Source organism: Anaerotaenia torta (genome assembly GCF_050433395.1).
Taxonomy (GTDB): Bacteria; Bacillota; Clostridia; order Lachnospirales; family Lachnospiraceae; genus Mobilitalea; species Mobilitalea torta.
In genome coordinates, this window is sequence record NZ_JBNPXH010000002.1 from 357,966 (window position 1) to 377,983 (window position 20,018).

A 20,018-nucleotide genomic window follows, 5' to 3' on the forward strand; every position below is an offset into this window, starting at 1 on the left:
CGAAAAAGCTATGATACCGGGCGTGCTGTAAAACTAACATTTTCAGTTAGGATGCAGCGCGTCCTTATTTCACAATCTTATAATATTCCCTTGCGGTCAACCCATACACGAGCCCATAAAGCAGGGCAAACATCAGAATGGTTCCAGCCGTGCAATATCCAAAGAGTCTGACATTGTTCAGATTTAGTGTCACCAGCAGCTTCGTAATCATTCTAAAGGCAAAGGCGATATGGATAACTGCCGTTGCCAGAGGCAGAAAAAACACCATAAGTACCTGTCCCTTGATGGTAGACCGTATCTCCTCCCGGCTCATTCCCACCTTCTGCATAATATCAAACCGCCCTTTATCCTCATAGCCTTCGGATATCTGCTTGTAGTAGATAATCAAAACCGTTGCCATGATAAAAATCACACCCAAAAAGATACCTAAGAAGAACAATCCTCCGTAAAGAGCAAAGAAGGATTCTCTTGACATGGCTGCGGATTCTATATAAGCGTCCGGGTATTTTTCCTCCAGTCTTCCATTCAGCGCCTCACATACCCTAAGTACCTCCTCGTCCTCAGCCTCTAAATCAAATCCAATATAAGAGTCCATCCTTCCGGGTAACGCATCATTCATCATTCTGGCTTCTTCGGCCAGCTTTTCAGCCACCCCGGTGTCCTTTACTACAGCATAATATCCCTCATATGCACTGCCCTGTCTGCCTGCATCAGCAAAAAGCTCTTTCAGATCTTCTTTCACAAAAAAGGAGGTATGAAAGATGGTAAATCTCTCCTTGTTATAAGCTTCTCCGTTAAAGCATACAAGGATCTCATCTTCCTCCAAAGACACCTCCCGGCCCGTTATCTTATTGTAATCCGCTAATGGAATCACATTGAATCCCACGATGTCCAAAAAGTACCCCATATCTTCTTTGATCTGGAAACTATCCTCTTTCTTCTCTCCCACAAAAATCACGGAACGAAACTGTATCCAGTTCTCAGGAACTAAATGATGCTCCTCTAAGGTCTTCTCCGCTATATTCCTTACCTCTTCGTTATATTCTTCGGAAAGGGTGGAGGAGGTAATTTCAACATTCCTGGCATAACGGCCGCGAAGCACATCCTCCATGCCGATATAGAGAGAGACTGTGGTAGAAACCGTCACCAGCACCATAGTGGACAGGATACAGATATTGGCCAGGCCTACCGCATTCTGCTTCATCCGGTGAATCATGCCGGAGACCGCTATAAAATGCTTTGTTTTATAGTAATACTTCTTATTCCTTCGCAGCAGCTTCAAAACCGCCACGCTGATTGCCGTAAACAGGCAATAGGTGCCGAGAACCACAAGAATTACGGCCACAAAAAACAGATTGATGGCAGCCAGCGGCTCTTCTGTAGTCATTGCAATATAATAGCCGCTTCCCAGTGAAAGAATTCCAATGAGCACCAGAAGCCATTTGGTTTTGGGTTCTCTTTCCCCAATTTCACCGCCCTTTAACAGCTCGATGGGCTTTGTAAAATAAATCTGGGCCATGGTATTGAGCAGGATAGCCGCAAATAAAAGCCCGAATAAGATCAAGGTATTGATTACATCCCCCAGGGATACGGAAAATCCCATAGGTACTGAAAAGTGTAAAATTTTCAGCAAAATCATAAACAGAAGCTTATTGAATAAAATCCCCAGAATAATCCCCGCACCCAGTCCAATGACCGCGGTGAGAAACGTCTCCCACCACAGCATCCGGGAGAGGTGCCGCTTCTCCATGCCTAAGATATGAAACAGGCCGAATTCCTTTTTTCTCTGTTTGATTAAAAAATGGTTGGTATAGAAGAGAAATATTACTGCAAATATTGCAATAAGATAAGTTCCCAATGACAGGATTGTCCTCAAGTTATCCCCTCCCTGCATCCGGTTAAAGCCCTCGTTTCCGGACATGGTTACCATAATATAGTACATCATAACGGTACCGATGCAGGTCAGCAGGTAAGGAATATAGCTTTTTGCATTTTTCTTCATATTGGTGACGGCAAGTCTCAAATACAATGAATTATTCATTTCTGGCACCACCTGTCGCAATCAGCGTCAAAGTATCTGAGATTTTCTGATACAGCTCCTCGTTAGTCATAGACGCCTTGTATAGTTGATGGAATACCTCCCCATCCTTAATGAACAGCACTCTTTTTGCATGACTTGCCGCCTTAATACTGTGAGTCACCATAAGAATGGTCTGTCCTTCCTTGTTGATCTCACGGAACATGCCAAGTAACTGGTCTGCCGCATGAGAATCCAGGGCTCCGGTAGGCTCGTCTGCCAAAACCAGCTTCGGCTGTGTAATCAGTGCCCTTGCCACTGCTGCTCTCTGCTTTTGTCCGCCGGAAACCTCATATGGATATTTGGATAGGATATCTCCTATTCCTAATTTTTTAGCAATGGGTTGTAATTTGGCATTCATCTCTTTATAGGACCCGCCGGAAAGCACCAGTGGCAGAAAAATATTATCCTGTAAGGAAAAGGTGTCCAATAAATTAAAATCCTGAAATACAAAGCCCAGATTACCCCTGCGAAATGCCGCAATCGCCCTTTCCTTAATTCGGCTTATATCCTGCCCATCCAGAAATACCTCTCCGCCTGTTGGCTTATCCAAAGCCGCAAGAATATTAAGCAAAGTCGTTTTTCCGGAGCCGGATTCCCCCATAATGGCCACATATTCCCCTTCCTCCACGGAAAAGGTTACATTGGAAAGGGCCTGAACATGATTCCCCCCAAAGCGGGCGGTATAATTTTTTTTAAGATTGCTGACCTCTAAAATTGACATTTGTAAAACCTCCTTTATTCCCCTTCAGTATAACAAGCCAGAAACCTGCTCTTCCATAGATTTACCTTACATCTTGGTCCCTTATCTTACATTTTTGTAAGGCAGGCGGTTTTATTCCATGTCTATTCCCTTATCTGATCCAGCGTGTCCAATCCTATTCTTACCTTTGTCCCCACATTGACCCAAGGATTCGATCTGAATGGTATGAGATAATTTTGCCAATATCCTTTTGCACAGGTAGAGGCCGATCCCAGTTGATTTTTTATGGAAGTGCCCGTTATAGCCGGTAAATCCCTTTTCAAATATTCTGGGAATATCCTCTTCATAAATTCCCATTCCGGTGTCCTCTATCACCAGGGTTTTCCGTCCGGCTTCCTCCATATAAATGGAGACTTTCCCGTTTTCCCCTGTATATTTCAATGCATTGGAAAGAAGCTGCTCCACCACGAACACCAGCCACTTTTCATCGGTCAATACTTCGCAGTTCAGCTCGGAATACTGGAGCTGTATTTTCTTGCGGATAAAGATGGACGCATACTTTCGCACCGCCTGCTTTATGATTTCATCCAACGAAATCTTTTTTAGCAGTAAATCCGAAGACATATCCCCTATCCGCAGATACCCCAGGGCCATTTCCACATATTCTTCCACTTTAAACAGCTCCGTCAGCAAATCCGCATTGCTTTTCCCATCCCCGGACTGAAGCAAAAGCCTGAGCGCTGCAATGGGCGTCTTGATCTGATGAACCCATAAGGTATAATAGTCCATCATTTCCATCCTGCTCCGTTCATTGGACCGCTCCAATTGTTCCTTTTCCAGAAAAAGAATTCGAAGCAGCTCAATATAATCTTCTTCTATCAATTCTTCCGCTTCCGGCAATCCCTCTAAGCCCAGCATAATAGAATTTTTCAGCTGCTCTAATCGGAGATGTTTTTTATGAAACCTCCAATAATCAATGCTCAAAAAGAAAAAACCAATCAGCCCGCACAGACTGGCCGCATACCACACTGCCTCCACCGGCAGGTTATACAGATAAAAAACCAAAGCAAAGAGAAAGGCAAATAAAACAAGATATCCCACCCCTTTTATCTGCCTTTTTATATATTCCTTCATTAAATTCCTTTTCATACAATACTACCCCACCATATAGCCGATGCCTTTTTTCGTTGTGATAAAATCCTTTAAATCAATATCCTCTAATTTTTTTCGTAACCGGGTTACATTGACGGTAAGCGTATTGTCATCTACAAAACTGTCGCTTTCCCAAAGCTTTGTCATAATGGCATCTCTTGAGACCACTTTCTCTTTATGCTCCAGCAAGATCTGAAGAATCCGAAATTCGTTCTTGGTCAGTTCCACCTGTTTTTCCCTATAGGTCAGGGTCGTATCGTTCACATTCAGGATGGCGCCCCGATGCTCCAGAAAACCGCTCTCTCCTGCAAAATCATAAGTGCGCCTCAGCAGAGCCTGTACCTTAGCCATCAAGACGTTCAAATCAAAGGGTTTGGCAATGAAATCATCCCCTCCCTGGGTAATTGCCATAACAATATTCATGTTATCCGATGCGGATGAAATGAATATGACAGGAACCTTGGATATTTTCCGAATTTCACTGCACCAATGGAAGCCATTGTAAAAGGGTAAGGAAATGTCCAGGAGAACCAGCTGGGGCTTATAAGAAATAAACCGGGACAAGACTTCCTTAAAATCTGACACACATTCTACTTCGTAAGCCCATGTATTCATGTGGCTCTTCAAAGTATTGGCTATCATGGCATCATCTTCTACAATCAGAATTTTGTACACGCCGTGTCCCTCCCTTCGTATCCGGAATCGGCAATTACATTTGCATACCAACAGTATTGCCATTTTTGCATGACCAATTATACCACGGAAAGCTTTCGGCCTCAACTATCTTTCTGAAATAAGACTGAGGTCGGCATACCCGCGTATTCGTGCTATCCTAAGAGCAAGCGTTTTTATGCGCACAAAACAAGGAGGCTTTTCTATGACCACACCGGATCACAACTAATTCTTAACGATAGGACAGACGCATACCGGACAGGCCCAGATCAAAACATGGGCTTTCTGCGTATGCCTTCAAAACCGCAACGCGGTATATCAAAGAATTAGAGTGAGAAGGAGAATATAGAAATGCAGCAAATTTATCACTGGGAGATTGCTCCCTCTTCCTGGCCTGCCGTCATCCGGAACTGTCCAAAATGCGGCACCGCCTCTGACTATGTCTGCACCGGGAACTTTCGTGTCAACGCTAACCAAAGCTATATTGATATCTGGCTGATCTACCAATGCCACAAATGCAAGAGCACCTGGAATATGGAGATCATCTCCCGAACCAGGGTCAACGCCATAGATAAAGAATTATACCATAAGTTTATCGCCAACGATCCGGAGCTTGCCCGGCAATATGCCTTTGATACAACAATCCAGGGATACCATAAATTATCCGTTCATTATGACGATGTCAGTTACGGCATACGGGGAGATATCCCGGATACGGCATCCGGAAATAAAGAATGCAGAATCGATATCACCTCCCCCTGCCCTATCAATCTGAGGCTGGATGCCCTTCTAAGCCGCCAGCTGGGTCTATCCAGGGAAAGGATTAAGGCTCTCTGGAAGACCGGCCGGATCAGCCGCTGCGACGGCAAGGATACTACAAAAATCCGGCTTAACGGAACCCTCTCCCTCCTCCTGCATCCATGGAACGAAATATAATTTAAGCCGAAAAGCAAAAGGAATATGCTTTCTGTTACCCTATATCGTAACAAAAAGCATATTCCTTATTTTGCAGCTTCCCTTTGATCCCAAGGGATTGCATCTCTTCTTAATATTCTTCCCGGAGACCGAACTCTGCTGATTCCACCCACTCCTCCGGTCTGGTTACCAGCCTGACCAGCTCTTCAAACAGGGCCAGATGCCCCTCTTCCTGGAGGATCAGGTACCGGAAAAGCTCCCGGTCAAATTCATCCTTCGCCTGTGCTTCTAATTCCTTATATAATTGGATGCTCTTTTCCTCCTGCTCACAGGCAATGCGGTAGACCTCCTTCTGCCTGTCACTATCCTCTTTGTGAAAATTTTTCATCCCATGAAATACTGATTTCAACTCAGGCCCGACAAAATTTCCCTGCAGGGAGATATCTTCCCGATTCTTATACTGCCTCAGCAGCTCCGCATGATCCTTCTCGGAATCAGCCAAAAGCAGGAATACCGTGCGCAGCTCGTTATCCTTATTTCTTTCTGCCTGCTCCAGATAATATCTCCGTCCGTCCTCCTCCATACTGATTGCAAAATCAATGGTATTCATAATGTCGTCCTCCTTCTTCTATCCGTATTCTATTTGTGATAGGGCTGCTTATGAATAATGCGGTAAGCCCGATAGATCTGCTCCAATAATATCACCCGCATAAGCTGATGGGGAAAGGTCAGCTTAGAAAAACTCAGCCGGTAATCTGCCCGCTGATACACTTCCCGGGACAATCCCAGAGAGCCGCCGATAATAAAACTGATATGGCTGCAGCCGGATACGCCCAGAGTGTCTATCTTAGATGCCAGTTCTTCCGAGGAAAGCATTGTCCCGTCAATGGCAAGCACAATGCAATAGGAATCCTCCTTTAAAACCTTCAGAATCCGGTCTCCTTCCTTCCGTCTGATCTGTTCCTCCTGTACTTCACTTGCATGATCCGGCGTTTTCTCATCCGCCAGCTCAAGGATCTCCAGGCTGCAATATCTCCCCAGACGCTTTACATATTCCTCCGCACCCTGGGACCAATATCTTTCCTTCAGCTTACCCACACAAATCAGCGTTACCTTCATCCTCTCCTACTTCCTTCCGCTCCTCTTCCCGAACGTATTCATAGAGCACACCGTTCTTCACCAATTTAAGCTTCTCACCTACAAAGCCCCGTTTACGCAGCTCTTTCTGAAAATTATAGAGCATAAATCCATGGAAGACAATAAGAATATTCTCCTGGGACCAGTCAATGCGATCCAAAAATTCACGTATCCTCCTTCGGGTTCCCACAACACTTTCCGGCTGGCTCTTCGAGCGGAAATACCACGCCAGCCGTCCGCAGATATGCCATACTTCAAAGGGAAGCCGGATACGCTCTGTATGAATGAACGGGGCATTATCCACTTCCCGAAGTAATTGATCGATCTTCAGATTACCGCTGTAGACCTCCTTTGCCGTGGTGATTGCCCTGGGAAGGTCGCTGACATAACAGACGTCCCATTCAATCCCATACATATCTACCTTTTTCTTTATCACCTTGGAAACCTCATATTTTTCCGACCATTGGCGGAACTCTTCCGAGGTCATCATCTTTTTATGAGGACAATTTACTTTAAAATGTCTTAATAAACCAATTCGCATCATATTCTCCTGCTGAAATGTAATACCTTGTTCCCCGGTCTTTCCCGGCAACAAAACTCTATCTTTATTTTAACTACTTTTCAGACATTTTTCAAGTAAAACGTGGATTAACTTCCTCACTCCTTCACGCCGCCGATCATCATACCGCTGATAAAATACCTCTGCAGGAAAGGGTATAAGCATACGATGGGAAGCGCCGTGAAGATCGCTGTGGCGGACCGGATGGAAACCGGAGTAACCTGGGTTGCAGCATGCTTCATCAGACTGGCACTGCCCTGGAGCTGGGAAACCGAGGACAGCAGCTTCATCAGCTCATATTGAAGCGTGGTCAGATCCGGCCGGTTAATATTGTACAGCATGGCATCAAACCAGGAGTTCCATTGGCCGACTGCGATAAATAATGCCACCGTAGCCATTACCGGCTTGCACAGCGGGAGTACAATCCGAAAGAAAATCTTCAGGTGCCCGGCGCCGTCTACCTGGGCGGATTCTACAAAGCTGTCGGGAAGGCCGTTCATAAAGGTCCTGATTACAATCATATTAAAGGCGCTGATCATTCCTGGTATAATATACACCCAGAAGGTATTGGTAAGTCCCAGGGATTTATATAACAGCATCGTCGGCACCAGACCTCCGCTGACATACATGGTTAATACATAGAACAGGGATACTTCCTTGGCAAAGAGGAATTCCTTCCGGGATAATACATAAGCCAGCAATGCAGTCACAAACATATGCAGGAAGGTGGCGATAACCGTCCTCAGGACAGATATCTTAATTGCTGTAACCATATTATCCTTAGTCACCACCGTATAGAAATTCTGCAGGGTGAATTTCCTTGGGATCAGATGAATGCCTCCGCGAACCGCATCCATGCCGTCGTTTAAGGACACCGCCAAGGTATTCAGGATGGGATACAGGGTCAGCAGGCAGAACAGGGCCAGTATAACCGTATTCATAATAACAAACGCAAGATCCGCTTTACTTTTCTTCTTCTTTTTCATTCCTACCTCCATTACGCCGCCTTGCGGCACCTCGAATACTATGCAGACTGTAACGTTCTAGAATAACCGCTCCTGACCGGCAGCCTTGGCGGCACGATTGGCGACGAATATCAGCAGGATGCTGACCACGCTCTTAAAGATACCCGCCGCGGTACCCAGGGAGAAGTCAATCCCGGCTCCAAAGGAATTATTAAGGACGTATACATCAATAACATAAGAGGTTGCTCTGTTCAGATCCTTACCCAGCAGGTATTGGGCTTCAAAGCCCGAATTCATAATCATCCCCAGGTTGATAATCAGCAGGACGAATATGGTGGATCGGATGCCCGGCAGGGTGATATGAACCATCTTCTTCCATCTCCCGGCCCCGTCAATGGAGGCGGCTTCATACAAATCCGGGTTGATGGTGGTCATGGTGGCCAGGTAAATAATACTGTTCCAGCCAGTTTCCTTCCATACCACGGCAAAAGCAATAATCCACCAGAAGTACTTCGGATCGGCAAAGAAATTGATGGGAGTGGGAATCAGATTCACCTTCGTCATCATCTCATTGAGAATGCCGGTCTCCATGGATAATACATCCTGTACAATACCGGCTACGATAATCCAGGATAGGAAATGAGGCAGATAGGATACCGTTTGGACGAATTTCTTCCCCATTGTACTCCTTACCTCATTGAGGAGCAGCGCAAATCCGATGGCGAAGGCAAAGCTGAAGACCAGATTAATCACACTCATGGCGACGGTATTACGGAATACATTAAAAAATATCTTATCTCCAAACAGGAACTTGAACTTCTCCCAAGCAATCCACATCTGATCGGCAGCCGCCGGCTTATACTTCTGAAATGCCATAGCCCATCCTGCCAGAGGGTAATAATTAAAGAGAAAGGCATAAGCCAGAAACGGCACTGCCATAATGATCAGCTCCTTCTGCCTCACCACCATCCGCCAGGTAACATAGCCCGCCACCTGCCCATGATAGGAGGCCGCCGTTGCCGTCAGCCATACGGCTATCTGGGTGAAGATCAGCAGGAAATAACCGATCCCCCAGTTCTTTGTATAGAACCGCTCCACCTGCAAGGCTCCGATACTGATGGAATTTGCGCTGACCATCCCCAGGAGACACAGCAGTATGGTAACCACTGAAATTATCTTTACCAGCTTATAATGCTTCAGACCCTTTGTCATCAGCATATAGACCGCCGAGACAAGGGGCAGTATAGTCGTTACGATCAGAGTCAGAATCACAAGAACCGAATCGGCAACATCCCGCTCCAGATGCCGGATTACATTAGCCGCCAGACGGATTAGATCAAAATAGTGATAGGTCTCCCCATTAAAACAATTCAGGGAGTTTACTTCCGTGATCTTTTTTTGCAGAGCTTTGTCTACAATATCAACCACATAGTACTTATCCTCCGTCAGATCCTCCACTACTATCCCATATTCCTTCCCCTTCAGCAGATCCTTTGCCACATCCGTAACCTGTTTTTTCGTCAAGCCATGATCCCTTGCAATCCGGCGAAGGACATTGCTGTTCAGTGCAGCCTGTTCCGCGTCCAGTACCGTGCCGTCGCCCGTAAGCTCCCTCTGGGGAAGCTTCAGATAGGGGAGAAACAGGCTGCTTATAGATACAAAGCATATCGCGGCTATGATCAGATAATATAGTTTGCGCTTTTGCATGTGTGTGCCTCCAGTCCTTCACTCTATAAACGGGGTGCCTTAAATCGCAACTTAAGACACCCCGTATAGTTCACACTAAATTATTACTCTCCGCGTGCTACTGCAGCTCTTCTCTTAATCTCGGTTGTTAAAGCGTCCAGATATGCGTCAATGTCTACTTCTTCCTTATAAACTGCCTGATATTGATCCCAGATAGCATCATACTCCGCTTCGGATGCCATCATTGCCTTCGGCAGCCAGGTATGCTTTAGCTCTGTAATCTTATTCTTCGCCTGGCCTTCCGGTGTATCCGAGTTCCAGGTGTTGGTAAAGGACCACATAGGATACCAGGGATCATTGGAAATCGCTGTCTCGCCCAGGAAATCCAGGAAGGTCTTGTAGCCGTAGCCGTCTAAAAGCTGTTTTTCCACATCATACAGGGTGTTGTAGAACTCATTGGGCTGGTTCTTGGGATCCTGGGCGTTCTTGCCGTCTGCCAGCATTCCTTCAAAATGAGGGAAGTAGGCGTAAGCAGCATTCACCAGATTATCCGTAGCATAATCCTGATTATTATAGTTTGCAATCTGCTCTTCGGTGCGATAGAAGATTCCGTCATCGCCTACCATGTAATCAATACCTTCCTGTCCCCAGGACCTTAAGGTCATAACCTCGGGAGAAAGGAGATCATTAACAAACTGCAGCGCACCGGGGATATCCCTACAGCTGGTAGTAATGGACAGACCGTTGGATACGTCCAGGGCAGAGGGGCTGTGCCACTTCTGCTTGCCGTCGCCGGAATAGGAAATGGGCAGCGGAACATAAGTCTTTCCAACCAGGCCCTGGGTCACCAGCGCTTCATTGGCTGTGTTGAAGTTCCACAGCTGATCCAGGGTACCAAGTACTCTGCCTGTGGATAATAATGCAATATATTGATCATAAGACATGGTGAAGGTCTCCGGGTGAACCAGTCCGTCATTAAATGCCTTATTAATTCTCTTATAATAGGTCTTTGCCTCCGGTATCGTATTGTAATCGATAGCGGTCTCGGTCTCCGGATCTACGATGCAGGCTCCGTCGTTGGGATATCCCATAAGGAAATAGGGCGGATTTTCCACACCAAAATATCTCCAGTCCTCCGTACTCATAGTAAAGCCAACGGTTTCCTGTCCGTCCGCCGTGGTGGGATTAGCCTCTTTATAGTTTTTGATCAGATCAAAATACTGATCCATGGTGTAAATCTTCGGATAATTGGCCCAAATTAATACATCCTTCTGAATCCAGAATGCCTCATCCCAATGATAGGTAGCCATATCCTCACCCTGGATAATACCGAACTGGGGCATCAGATAGATATGCCCGTCCTCAGCCCTGACCTTGTTCCAGTCGGATTCAGGCAGATAATTCTTGATATTGGGATAATCATCCCAATACTGGTCAATGGCAACCAATACACCGGCCTCAAGCAGGGCGGGAGTGCCGGTGGAACCGGTGATAAAGTCGGGATAATCGCCTCCCGCAATCATAACACCAATTCTTTCCTCCGCCGTCTGACCTGTCAGCCAGGTAACCTTGGCCCAGGCGCCTGTAATATCCGCAATTGCTTTCATAACCCGGTTATCATCCGGAACCTCAGTTCCCGGAACCGCATTAAACATGGTAAAGCTCTTTATCTCCTTCGGAGCTTCTTTGGAAGGAGTGCTCCCCTTATCATCCTCTGCCTTTTCGTTTGACTTGACCCCAGGATTATTTCCTCCTGTCTCTTCCTTTTTGCATCCAGTAAAAAGTGTACCAAACATTGTGATCACCATCAAAATGGCGATCAGGGCTTTGAATCTTTTCATATTAATCCTCCCTATACTTTTTTACCGGTTCAATAAACTGCCTCCCAAAGCCGGATCGGTACTCCCCTGTCCGTTGTGCAATCTATCATAAGCGGTTAAGAATATAATATCATCACTAAACAAATACATCAACTTATAAAGTATAGTCAAAATACTAATAATTATATTATCTTATAAATTCCATAAAAATAAATCGTATTTTGTGTAATATGTATAAATTCCTCCTTGTTCAACTTACTTTTGCCCAAGAAACTGTTTGCGGTATTGCAGCGGAGTAACTCCCTTTAGCTGCACGAATCTGCTGATAAAATAGTCCGTATTATTAAATCCCACCGCAGCGGCTATCTCATAGATTTTCTCGTCCGAACGGATCAGCAACTCTGCCGCCCGGTCAATCCGGTAGTTATTCAGATAATCCTTAAAGGAGCTGCCAAACTGCCGTTTAAAGCTCTGCCCCAGATAGGCGCTGTTAATATAATATTTTCCGCTCAGGGATTTCAGGCTGAGGTTATCCATATAATGCTCCGTAATCTCCTTCTCAATCTCCGACAGCACTCCGCCGAAGGCATGCTGCCTCAGCTCCAGCAAATAATCCGAAAACTCCAGAGCAAAGTCCTTAAAATGCTTCACGCTGCCGCGGACGGCAATCTGCTCATACCCTCCCTGGCTGATCATTTGATAGATTTCCTCCCGGACAAGATCCGGGTCCAGCTCCCTGGCAAGGCTGATCAGATTAAAAAGCAGATAATCCAAATTCATCTTGATCATATCCGGTTCTCTTGCCAATTGTTTGAAATGCTCATAAACCTCTTCGGTTTTCCGTTCTATGGCCTCCTGTGCATGCTCCTCAATGGCCCGGATCAGCTCATCCATCATTTCCTTATCCACCGGATGGCGGCTGCTCTGCTGCTTCCCTTCTATCTCGTCATAGAATGCAATATATTTTTCTTTGGAAAAGAGCCGGAAGGTCCGGGCAATGGCTGCTGACCGATAGGATTCCGACAGCTTTCCCATATCCTCCACCCTCTGGCCGATATACAGCGTGATTCGATACTGGCAGGCCTCGCTTAACTCCTGGTACAGCCGCTGGATATAATCCCTCTCATTCATTCCCGCTTCTTCCGCAAAACGCCGGAGGAAGAGAAATCCCACTCCGCAGATATCCTCAAAAGGATGGGGCTCTATGTATGCATGGTACCAATGCGCTCCGAGAAAATTACGCAGGGCGTCATGAAGGCAGCTCTTGGCTCTGACCCGGTCTTCCCGTGTCAAGGCCCGGAAGCCGGGCTCGGAGGGATCATATTCAATACTGATATAGCGAAGGTTGGAGGAATCCGGAATATACCGGAGAACGTACTCCAGGCTGGCATTGTCAAAGCGGTCCGAGATCAGATAGGAAAGATGGCGGTCAAATACAATCTTCTCCGAATATTCCAGATTCCTCCGCTCTTCCATCTGTTTAAAATACTGCTCCTTATAATTCTCCAGCGCCCGTAGCAGCTCCTCCTTCTGCACCGGCTTCAATACATAATCCACTACGCCGAATTTGATGGCTTTTTTAGCATATTCAAATTCATAAAAACCGCTGAGAATAATAAATCTTATGTTTTTGGAAACCTTCTCCCAGGTATGTTCGATCAGCTCCAGTCCGCTCATGCCCGGCATTTTAATATCCGTGATGACCAGATCATAGTCCTCCTTTGCCATCAGCTCCAGGGCTTCCTTCCCGTTAGCCGCCTCCCCGCAGATCTGAAACCCGTATTGCTCCCAGCTGATTAAAATCCTCAGCCCCTGGCGAATAAAAGGTTCGTCATCAGCAATCATTACCTTCAGCATGCTCTTTCTCCTCCCCGTCTGCTCCCGTTATCTTCCCATCGGCTTCCGCCGTTCCTGCATTTCGTCCCGATGCATCTTCCACCGCATTCAGGGATATCTGAATCAGGATATCCGTCCCATTCTCAGGCTTGCTGTCAATCTCAAAGCTGACCCGGCTGTCAAAATGCATCTTCAATCTTAAATAAGCATTCAGCATGCCGGTGCTTTTTGACTCACTCAGCATCTTATGATCCGCATGGGCAATCATGTACCGGAGTTCTTCCAGCCGCCGTTCCTCAAAGCCCTTGCCGTTATCCGAGATCTCTATGTACAGGAACTCCCCGTTCCTTGTAACCGTCAGGGATATCACCCCTTCCTTCTCCGTGGCCTCCAAGCCATGGATACAAGCATTTTCAATAAAGCTGCTGATGGTCAGCTTCGGGATCAGATAGGAATTGCATTCCGGCATTACATAATGGTTGAATTTGATTTTATCCCCATAGCGGTATCTTTGTATATTAATATACTTCTCTATAAAATTCATCTCCTCCATTACCGTAATGCGGTCCTCACCCCAGGTCATGCTCTTTCGGAACAAGATTGCCAGCTCTCCGATGATGCCGGCCGTCTCCGTCTCATTTTTAATCAGGCTGCGCATTCGGATGGTCTCCAGAGTATTGAAAAGAAAGTGGGGATTCACCTGGCTCTGGATGGCCTGAAGCTCCGCCTGCTTCTTGGAGAGTTCCAGGGCCTGCTTCTCGGCATTTCTTTTAAATACCACTTCAATCAGCTCCTTGATCCGAAGCACCATCAGATTGTAATTACGCACCACCCTGCCGATCTCATCCTCTCCCTCCAGACAATCGATCACCTCAAACTGCTCCTGCTCCACCTTGCTCAGGTAGGCGGATACAATGGTCAGCCGATGGGAGATGGATTTGCCGATGAGATAAATTAACAGGCTGGGCACAAGAAAATCCAGCAGTATCAGATAGAGGATGCCCTTATTCTGAACCAGGACATACCAGAAGGGAGTACTCTTGGCATAGATTAACACCTCCCACTCCTCATTGCTGCTCTTGAAGCTCCGGCTCATGGCAGGCTGCAGGCCATCCAGGGTGCCTGACACCTCGAATGCCTTCATGCCGCTGGTATTGGGCTGATTGGAGAACAGGATATAGTCCCGGTTCCGGACATAGATGGCGGCGTCAATCTTCTCATTCTGAACATCCACCAGCATTTCATTATAATTGATATCAATCTTCAGAATTTTCTCTACCTTCTCTCCGAAATAATCCAGATTCCTTATGATGCTTATGGTTCTGCAGGAGCCGCTGCCCGGAATGAATTTCTTCATCTCATCATAGTAGATGTATATAAAAATATCCCTTCCGCTTGCCTTAAACTCCTTGTACCACTCAAAATCCCTGGCGGATTTGAAGGTAGAAATCTTACCGCCTCCGATCATGGTGTCATTGTCCGCAAAGATTTCAATCTTGCTCAGCATGCCATAATTATAGTTATAGCTCAGACTGTTATTATTCAGAAGCTTGCTGTATTCATCATAGTAGGCATTATAACTGGAGTAATTCCGGTTCAGAAATTTATCCAGGGAGCTGTCGGTATACATATTATTGGTAAACAGGATGCAGTCCTCGATATTCTCCTTCAGATTATATTCCACACGCTCCATGGCATGTCCCAGATCCCTCATCTGGCTTTCCCGGTAATTGGAATTGACGGTGTACATGATAATGGCATCCGTCAGAATAATCGGAATCAGCACACAGAAGGTATATACCAGCAACAGCTTGCTTCTGATTTTTAAATTATTAAAATGTAATTTTATCATCTTCTCCCTGCCCCCAGATACTTCCTTTGTTACCAAATATAGTTTAACACATTTTGTATTGCAGGTAAACTAAATATAAAACCTGCCCTCCGATATACGAAGAGAGCAGGTTCCGGTTCAATGTCTATATTCTTTTTCCAATCCTTTTCTTCCGGCTTCTCACAGGCTTGTGTCCTTCCCGTCATACAGGCTGATCTGGTTGCGGCCTCTGCTCTTAGAGAGGTATAACGCCTTATCCGCCTGCGCCAGCATGCCTTCCAGTGTCTGTCCGTCATCGGAAGTACAGCAGGCGATTCCGATACTGACCGTAACGCCGACCCTCTGCTCATGGCAGCGAATTATCATGCCCCCGACAGTTTTACGGAATTCTTCCGCCGTCCCTGCCGCCTGTTCCCCGGAGATATTTTCAAGGAGCACCGCAAATTCCTCACCCCCATAGCGGCCAACAATATCATCCTGATAGAAATGATTCCTTGCCGCAGCGGCAACGGCTTTCAGCACGGCATCGCCACAAGGATGGCCATAGGTATCATTCACCTGTTTGAACCGATCCAGATCAATCATCAGGAGGGCAAAGTCCATCCCCTGCGCTTTGCCCTTCTCCAGCGCTTCTTCCGCAAGGCCAAAAAAGGTGCCCCGGTTGTAAAGCCCGGTCAATGCATCCATGGTGGCCTGACGCTGAAGGCTCTCAAGCAGTCTGTTTTCCACCGTGACATTCCGGAAGACGACGCATACGCCGCTGTCCTTTGTGCCGTGAAGGATGGGATTCTGGGTAATCTTATAATGCTGTTCCTCCCCGTTCGCCCTGATCCGCAGCTCTCCCTCCCGCTTAAAGTCCCGTATCCGCTCTATGGATTCGCCGGAGCTCATAGCGGAGAGCTCCGGAAACAGCCGCCTGGCCGACAGATTTGCATCCAGGAAGTGAAAATCATCATCACATACAATGAAGGCATCCTCCAGCTCATCCATTACCTGGGCACGGGCCAGCGGAAGTATGTCCAGCAGATTATGCGCCAAAGCCGCATAAAGGAGCACTGCCATGGAGGTAACATAAGCGATGGGCGTCAGATCGTAGCTGCCGTCACCGCCTAAAAAAACGAAGGATGCGTTGGCGGCAAGGGGCAGCACCCACCCGGTAAGAAGCACAAGGCTTTGCCGCCTTTGCTGCTTGCCGCCGTGCCGGATCCGTCCGATAATGAGCCGGAGACTCAAAAGAATGCAGATATAATTAAGGGCCGTACCTAAATAATAGGTAATGCCGTCCGTGTGCTGGACACTGGCTATATATCCGTTGGTGCTATACCATATCTCGGGGTAATGGAGCCGCACAAGGGGAAATGCCTGCAAAGCCAGCATCGAAAGAACCGGGATTACAAAAAGCAGGGTATGCTGCAGCGGGGTAAATCTCTTTTTCCCATAAAACTCTCTGTAAAACAGATAGGTCAGCGGCATAATAAACGGTGCTCCCATATACTGGACACGGACACCGTAAAAAGCCGTTTCCAGCGTACCTGCCGTAATCTCCAGCAGATTTCCGAAGACAAAGAAGAGATTGGCGATGGAGAGAAGAATCAGAAAAAAGGATTTTTCAACAGTATGCTTGACGATAGCATATACCATCAACATCGCCGTGACCGCTACCGACAGCATAATTGCTAAAACAAATATATTCGGCATAAATTACCTCCTCGCCTGTAAATAGAATCCACGTCCGCACTATTGGCCTTCTGGATCTTGTCCAGAGTATTCCTTAGACACTTTTGATCTATATCGATATTTTTCGACTTTTTGCAACAGACCCCATTCATCAAAATTTTCTTAATACCAGCTCGCTTCTTGAATGAATCTCCAATTTACTGTATACTCTGCCCAGCGTCGATTTCACAGTTTTTTCCGATATATACAGCTTAGCCGCAATCTCCTTTGCGCTCATTCTCTTTTTGGCAAGCAGCGCAATTTCCCTTTCTCTTGGGGTCAGAGGGGATTGGTTCTGGAGAAGGGCCTTTTTGATCATGGCGACGCCGTTTGCATGGCGTTTGCAAAGCGAGAGTAAAACCGTGAAGCTGCCGGACGGTATTTCTTCCTTAATACTGCGCCTATTCAGCCCGGCAAGAAGATCCGCCATGCATTCATGATCGGCAAAGGGAAGACAGACCTGATCCGGAAGAGCTATATCAAGAGCTTCTTTTAAATATCTCCCTGCTTCCAAATTATCTCCGCTGTTATACTTTGCAACCGCAAGGAAGATGAGGCAGTACATCTGCGGCATCCTGTATTTGATCTTAACATCCGTCTTCCTCAGAGTATCTAAGGCAAGCTGACTGACGGCGTACAGTTCGTGATACCTCTTGTCGATCAGCAGCAGCCTGAAATGCAGTATCTCTGCAAAGGGAACAACCGGGATATACAGTGACTTACGGATGCCCTCCATGTCATAAAGCCAGGGCGCGACATAATCCTTAATCCCCAGAAGGAGGCTGATAATTGACATGCACATATCCACCATACGGCGTATGACGGCATCCGGATGCTCCACCGCATACCTTTGGATATTCCCCATGGCGGCATAGAAACTTTCCGTGTCTCCCCGCAGGATAAAAACCCTGGCAAGACAGAGCTCGGCATAAATACAGATGCTGAGCTGCTTGCTAATACGTGCCTCATAGAGAGCTTTATGACAGAGAATCTCCGCCTCGCCATCCTCTCCCCGTACCAGCATGGCCTCCGCCCGGATCAGGTGTCCGAGACCGGCGCTTTGTCCTCTGCTGAATTTGCGGTAGAGGGGTTTCAGCTCATCGACGCCTCGGAGCATTTCATCCATCCCGCCGGATTCACGCCAAAACATCCCGACAGCAGTAGGAAAAACCGACGGCCAGGGCAGACTGTTTTCCACGATATCCGGTGAATCTCCCCAAATCCTGCTGACCGCATCATAGGCTTCCCGTATTTTAGAAAGATCGTTGAATTTTCCCAGAGCTTCCAGCAAGATCAATTCACCGGTTAATCTTCGCACCTCCTCCTGTGTATAATCATTTTCCCTTCGAAGCAGGCATTGGAGCAGTCCGCACAGCTTTTCGTACAACTCCCGGTATCCGTTCAGCAGGGCGGAACGGGCAAAGACAATCACTGTAAAGGGGTGTTTGCATAATCTTTCTTCCGGGCATTCCCGCAGAACAGCTGCAAAAACCTCTTCTTCACAATCCTCCTCTTTTTGCGCGTCCAGATATTGGCGTGTGAAGGGCAGTGACAGGATCGCATCAAAGTCTCCCACCTGATAGAAGAACTTTGTGGCCAGACAATATTCCCCCATGGCGGCACAGGACAAACCGGCTTTATAAAATATCTGCTTTTGATATTCCTTTGACTGATAGAACTCGAACCGGTTCCGCAGATAATCCAGTAAAATGCTGTGTATGATAAACAGCCTTTTATCCGGTAGGAAACGTATAAAATCACTGGTTTTAAGCCGTACCTCAATGCTGCCCGGCACCGCTTCCCGGTCCAGCATTGCGACTGCCTGGCGTGCCGTAAAGCTGTCAAAGACCGATACTCTCAGAAGAAAATCTTTTTCCGAGGGGACCAGTCGGTTCCAAATGGCTGTTTCCACCAATTCTTCAATGCCGGAGGAAGGGACAAAGGAACCTGTTTCCTTGTAATTGATCAGCTGCAGACGGATGGCGGATATCCAGCCCTCTGTAGTCTTATAGATATTCTCCAGTTCTCCCTCGGCGAGCCGGAAGCCCTCCATACGAAACAGGCTGAAGATTCCCTCCCGGTCAAAAAAGAAGGCAGGCGCGCCGATCCGGTAGATATTGTTATTATGTACGGAGGGACGCTCTCTGGAATCCAGCTGCTGTGTAATGAATATCATATGCAGGCCGGGATTTTCATGCATGGAAAAAACATTGATCAGCTCCCGATGTATGTCAAAATTAATCAGATGGTAATTATCAATTACCAGATAGGTTTTTCTCCTGCATTTCAGGTTTTTAAGATATGCCTTCATGGAGAACAGAGTCTCCATGGTGGGTATCTTCAAGGTCTTCATATCGTCGGCTGCTTTGCTGTTTATTCCCGCAAACAGCCCGCAGATTTCCGCCCAGGCCAGGGATGCCGGCTCTCCAAGGCAGGTGTACCATTCACAGGCTGCCTGGGGATGCTCGTTTCGTAAATACTCCCTGACGGCTGTTGTTTTTCCAAATCCGCCGGGTGCCTCAATAACAGTCAATGGATATTGTGATATTGGCCTAAGCCTGGCTTTGAGCTTATCCGGAAAATAATATTTTTTTTGTACATCTGTTATTGGGCACATCTTGTTTCCTCCGATCCCATGGGGAGAATATATCGGTCCGTTTATGATTGTTAATAGGAATGTAATTCTTATATTACCACAATTTATGACATCTTTCAGCAATAAATATTTTTTCTTTGCGACTTTTGACACATTTGTGTACCAATTTGTTAACAAAAATTCTTTATTCTATCCATATCTATATCATAAGTCTCCTATATACTGGTAACAGATAGTGAATATTATATATTTTCACTCTCCTCCTCCCTACATTATAAATATATTAAGAGGGTGCTCCGGTTTCTTGTACCGGGCACCCTCTTTCTATTTCTCATCATTGATATTTCATACTT

General features: G+C 46.6%; 15 protein-coding genes. 1 reads left to right on the top strand and 14 read right to left on the bottom strand.

Going from position 1 to position 20,018, the window contains the following annotated elements:
- Positions 1-64: 64 nt before the first annotated feature.
- The 4 genes from HNQ56_RS05335 to HNQ56_RS05350 form a co-directional block, all read right to left on the bottom strand.
- A complete protein-coding gene (locus HNQ56_RS05335; protein WP_429143539.1) occupies positions 65-2,041 on the bottom strand; it encodes an ABC transporter permease in 1,977 nt (658 codons plus the stop codon).
- Positions 2,034-2,801 (bottom strand): ABC transporter ATP-binding protein, encoded by a 768-nt coding sequence (locus HNQ56_RS05340; RefSeq protein ID WP_429143541.1) that lies wholly within the window; start codon positions 2,799-2,801, stop codon positions 2,034-2,036. Before HNQ56_RS05340 ends, HNQ56_RS05335 begins: the two co-directional genes overlap by 8 nt.
- 111 nt (positions 2,802-2,912) lie before the next feature.
- Positions 2,913-3,929, bottom strand: coding sequence for a sensor histidine kinase (locus HNQ56_RS05345; protein WP_429143542.1), 1,017 nt, complete (start codon positions 3,927-3,929; stop codon positions 2,913-2,915).
- 6 nt (positions 3,930-3,935) lie between these two features.
- Complete coding sequence (locus HNQ56_RS05350; protein ID WP_429143544.1) at positions 3,936-4,607, bottom strand: response regulator transcription factor; 672 nt, start codon at positions 4,605-4,607, stop codon at positions 3,936-3,938.
- A gap of 348 nt (positions 4,608-4,955) precedes the next feature.
- Here HNQ56_RS05350 and HNQ56_RS05355 point away from each other — a divergent pair, with 348 nt between their 5' ends.
- Positions 4,956-5,540, top strand: coding sequence for a DUF1062 domain-containing protein (locus tag HNQ56_RS05355; protein ID WP_429143546.1), 585 nt, complete (start codon positions 4,956-4,958; stop codon positions 5,538-5,540).
- Between the two features lie 109 nt (positions 5,541-5,649).
- On the opposite strand, the gene HNQ56_RS05360 is transcribed toward HNQ56_RS05355, so the two are convergent.
- The 10 genes from HNQ56_RS05360 to HNQ56_RS05405 all read right to left on the bottom strand — a co-directional run bounded on the left by HNQ56_RS05360 (position 5,650) and on the right by HNQ56_RS05405 (position 19,602).
- The gene (locus tag HNQ56_RS05360; RefSeq protein ID WP_429143548.1) at positions 5,650-6,129 is read right to left on the bottom strand and encodes a ferritin-like domain-containing protein; all 480 of its coding nucleotides are present in this window, start codon (positions 6,127-6,129) and stop codon (positions 5,650-5,652) included.
- Between the two features lie 29 nt (positions 6,130-6,158).
- Complete coding sequence (gene rlmH, locus HNQ56_RS05365) at positions 6,159-6,638, bottom strand: 23S rRNA (pseudouridine(1915)-N(3))-methyltransferase RlmH (protein ID WP_429143550.1); 480 nt, start codon at positions 6,636-6,638, stop codon at positions 6,159-6,161.
- Positions 6,610-7,200 carry a histidine phosphatase family protein gene (locus tag HNQ56_RS05370; RefSeq protein WP_429143552.1) on the bottom strand — a complete coding sequence of 197 codons (591 nt, stop codon included), beginning with the start codon at positions 7,198-7,200 and terminating at the stop codon, positions 6,610-6,612. Before HNQ56_RS05370 ends, rlmH begins: the two co-directional genes overlap by 29 nt.
- A gap of 113 nt (positions 7,201-7,313) precedes the next feature.
- Positions 7,314-8,201 carry a carbohydrate ABC transporter permease gene (locus HNQ56_RS05375; RefSeq protein ID WP_429143553.1) on the bottom strand — a complete coding sequence of 296 codons (888 nt, stop codon included), beginning with the start codon at positions 8,199-8,201 and terminating at the stop codon, positions 7,314-7,316.
- Positions 8,202-8,258: 57 nt separating this feature from the next.
- On the bottom strand, positions 8,259-9,887 hold the full coding sequence (locus HNQ56_RS05380; protein ID WP_429143555.1) for an ABC transporter permease: 1,629 nt from the start codon (positions 9,885-9,887) through the stop codon (positions 8,259-8,261).
- Positions 9,888-9,970: 83 nt separating this feature from the next.
- Complete coding sequence (locus tag HNQ56_RS05385) at positions 9,971-11,707, bottom strand: type 2 periplasmic-binding domain-containing protein (protein WP_429143557.1); 1,737 nt, start codon at positions 11,705-11,707, stop codon at positions 9,971-9,973.
- 234 nt (positions 11,708-11,941) lie between these two features.
- Positions 11,942-13,543, bottom strand: a complete 1,602-nt coding sequence (locus HNQ56_RS05390) for a response regulator transcription factor (RefSeq protein ID WP_429143559.1) — start codon at positions 13,541-13,543, stop codon at positions 11,942-11,944.
- Complete coding sequence (locus HNQ56_RS05395) at positions 13,521-15,374, bottom strand: sensor histidine kinase (protein ID WP_429143560.1); 1,854 nt, start codon at positions 15,372-15,374, stop codon at positions 13,521-13,523. The genes HNQ56_RS05390 and HNQ56_RS05395 overlap by 23 nt, the downstream gene beginning before the upstream one ends.
- A 159-nt stretch (positions 15,375-15,533) precedes the next feature.
- The gene (locus HNQ56_RS05400) at positions 15,534-17,051 is read right to left on the bottom strand and encodes a histidine kinase N-terminal 7TM domain-containing diguanylate cyclase (RefSeq protein ID WP_429143562.1); all 1,518 of its coding nucleotides are present in this window, start codon (positions 17,049-17,051) and stop codon (positions 15,534-15,536) included.
- Between the two features lie 130 nt (positions 17,052-17,181).
- Positions 17,182-19,602: a helix-turn-helix transcriptional regulator gene (locus tag HNQ56_RS05405; RefSeq protein WP_429143563.1), complete on the bottom strand. Its 2,421-nt coding sequence runs from the start codon at positions 19,600-19,602 to the stop codon at positions 17,182-17,184.
- Between the last annotated feature and the right edge of the window lie 416 nt (positions 19,603-20,018).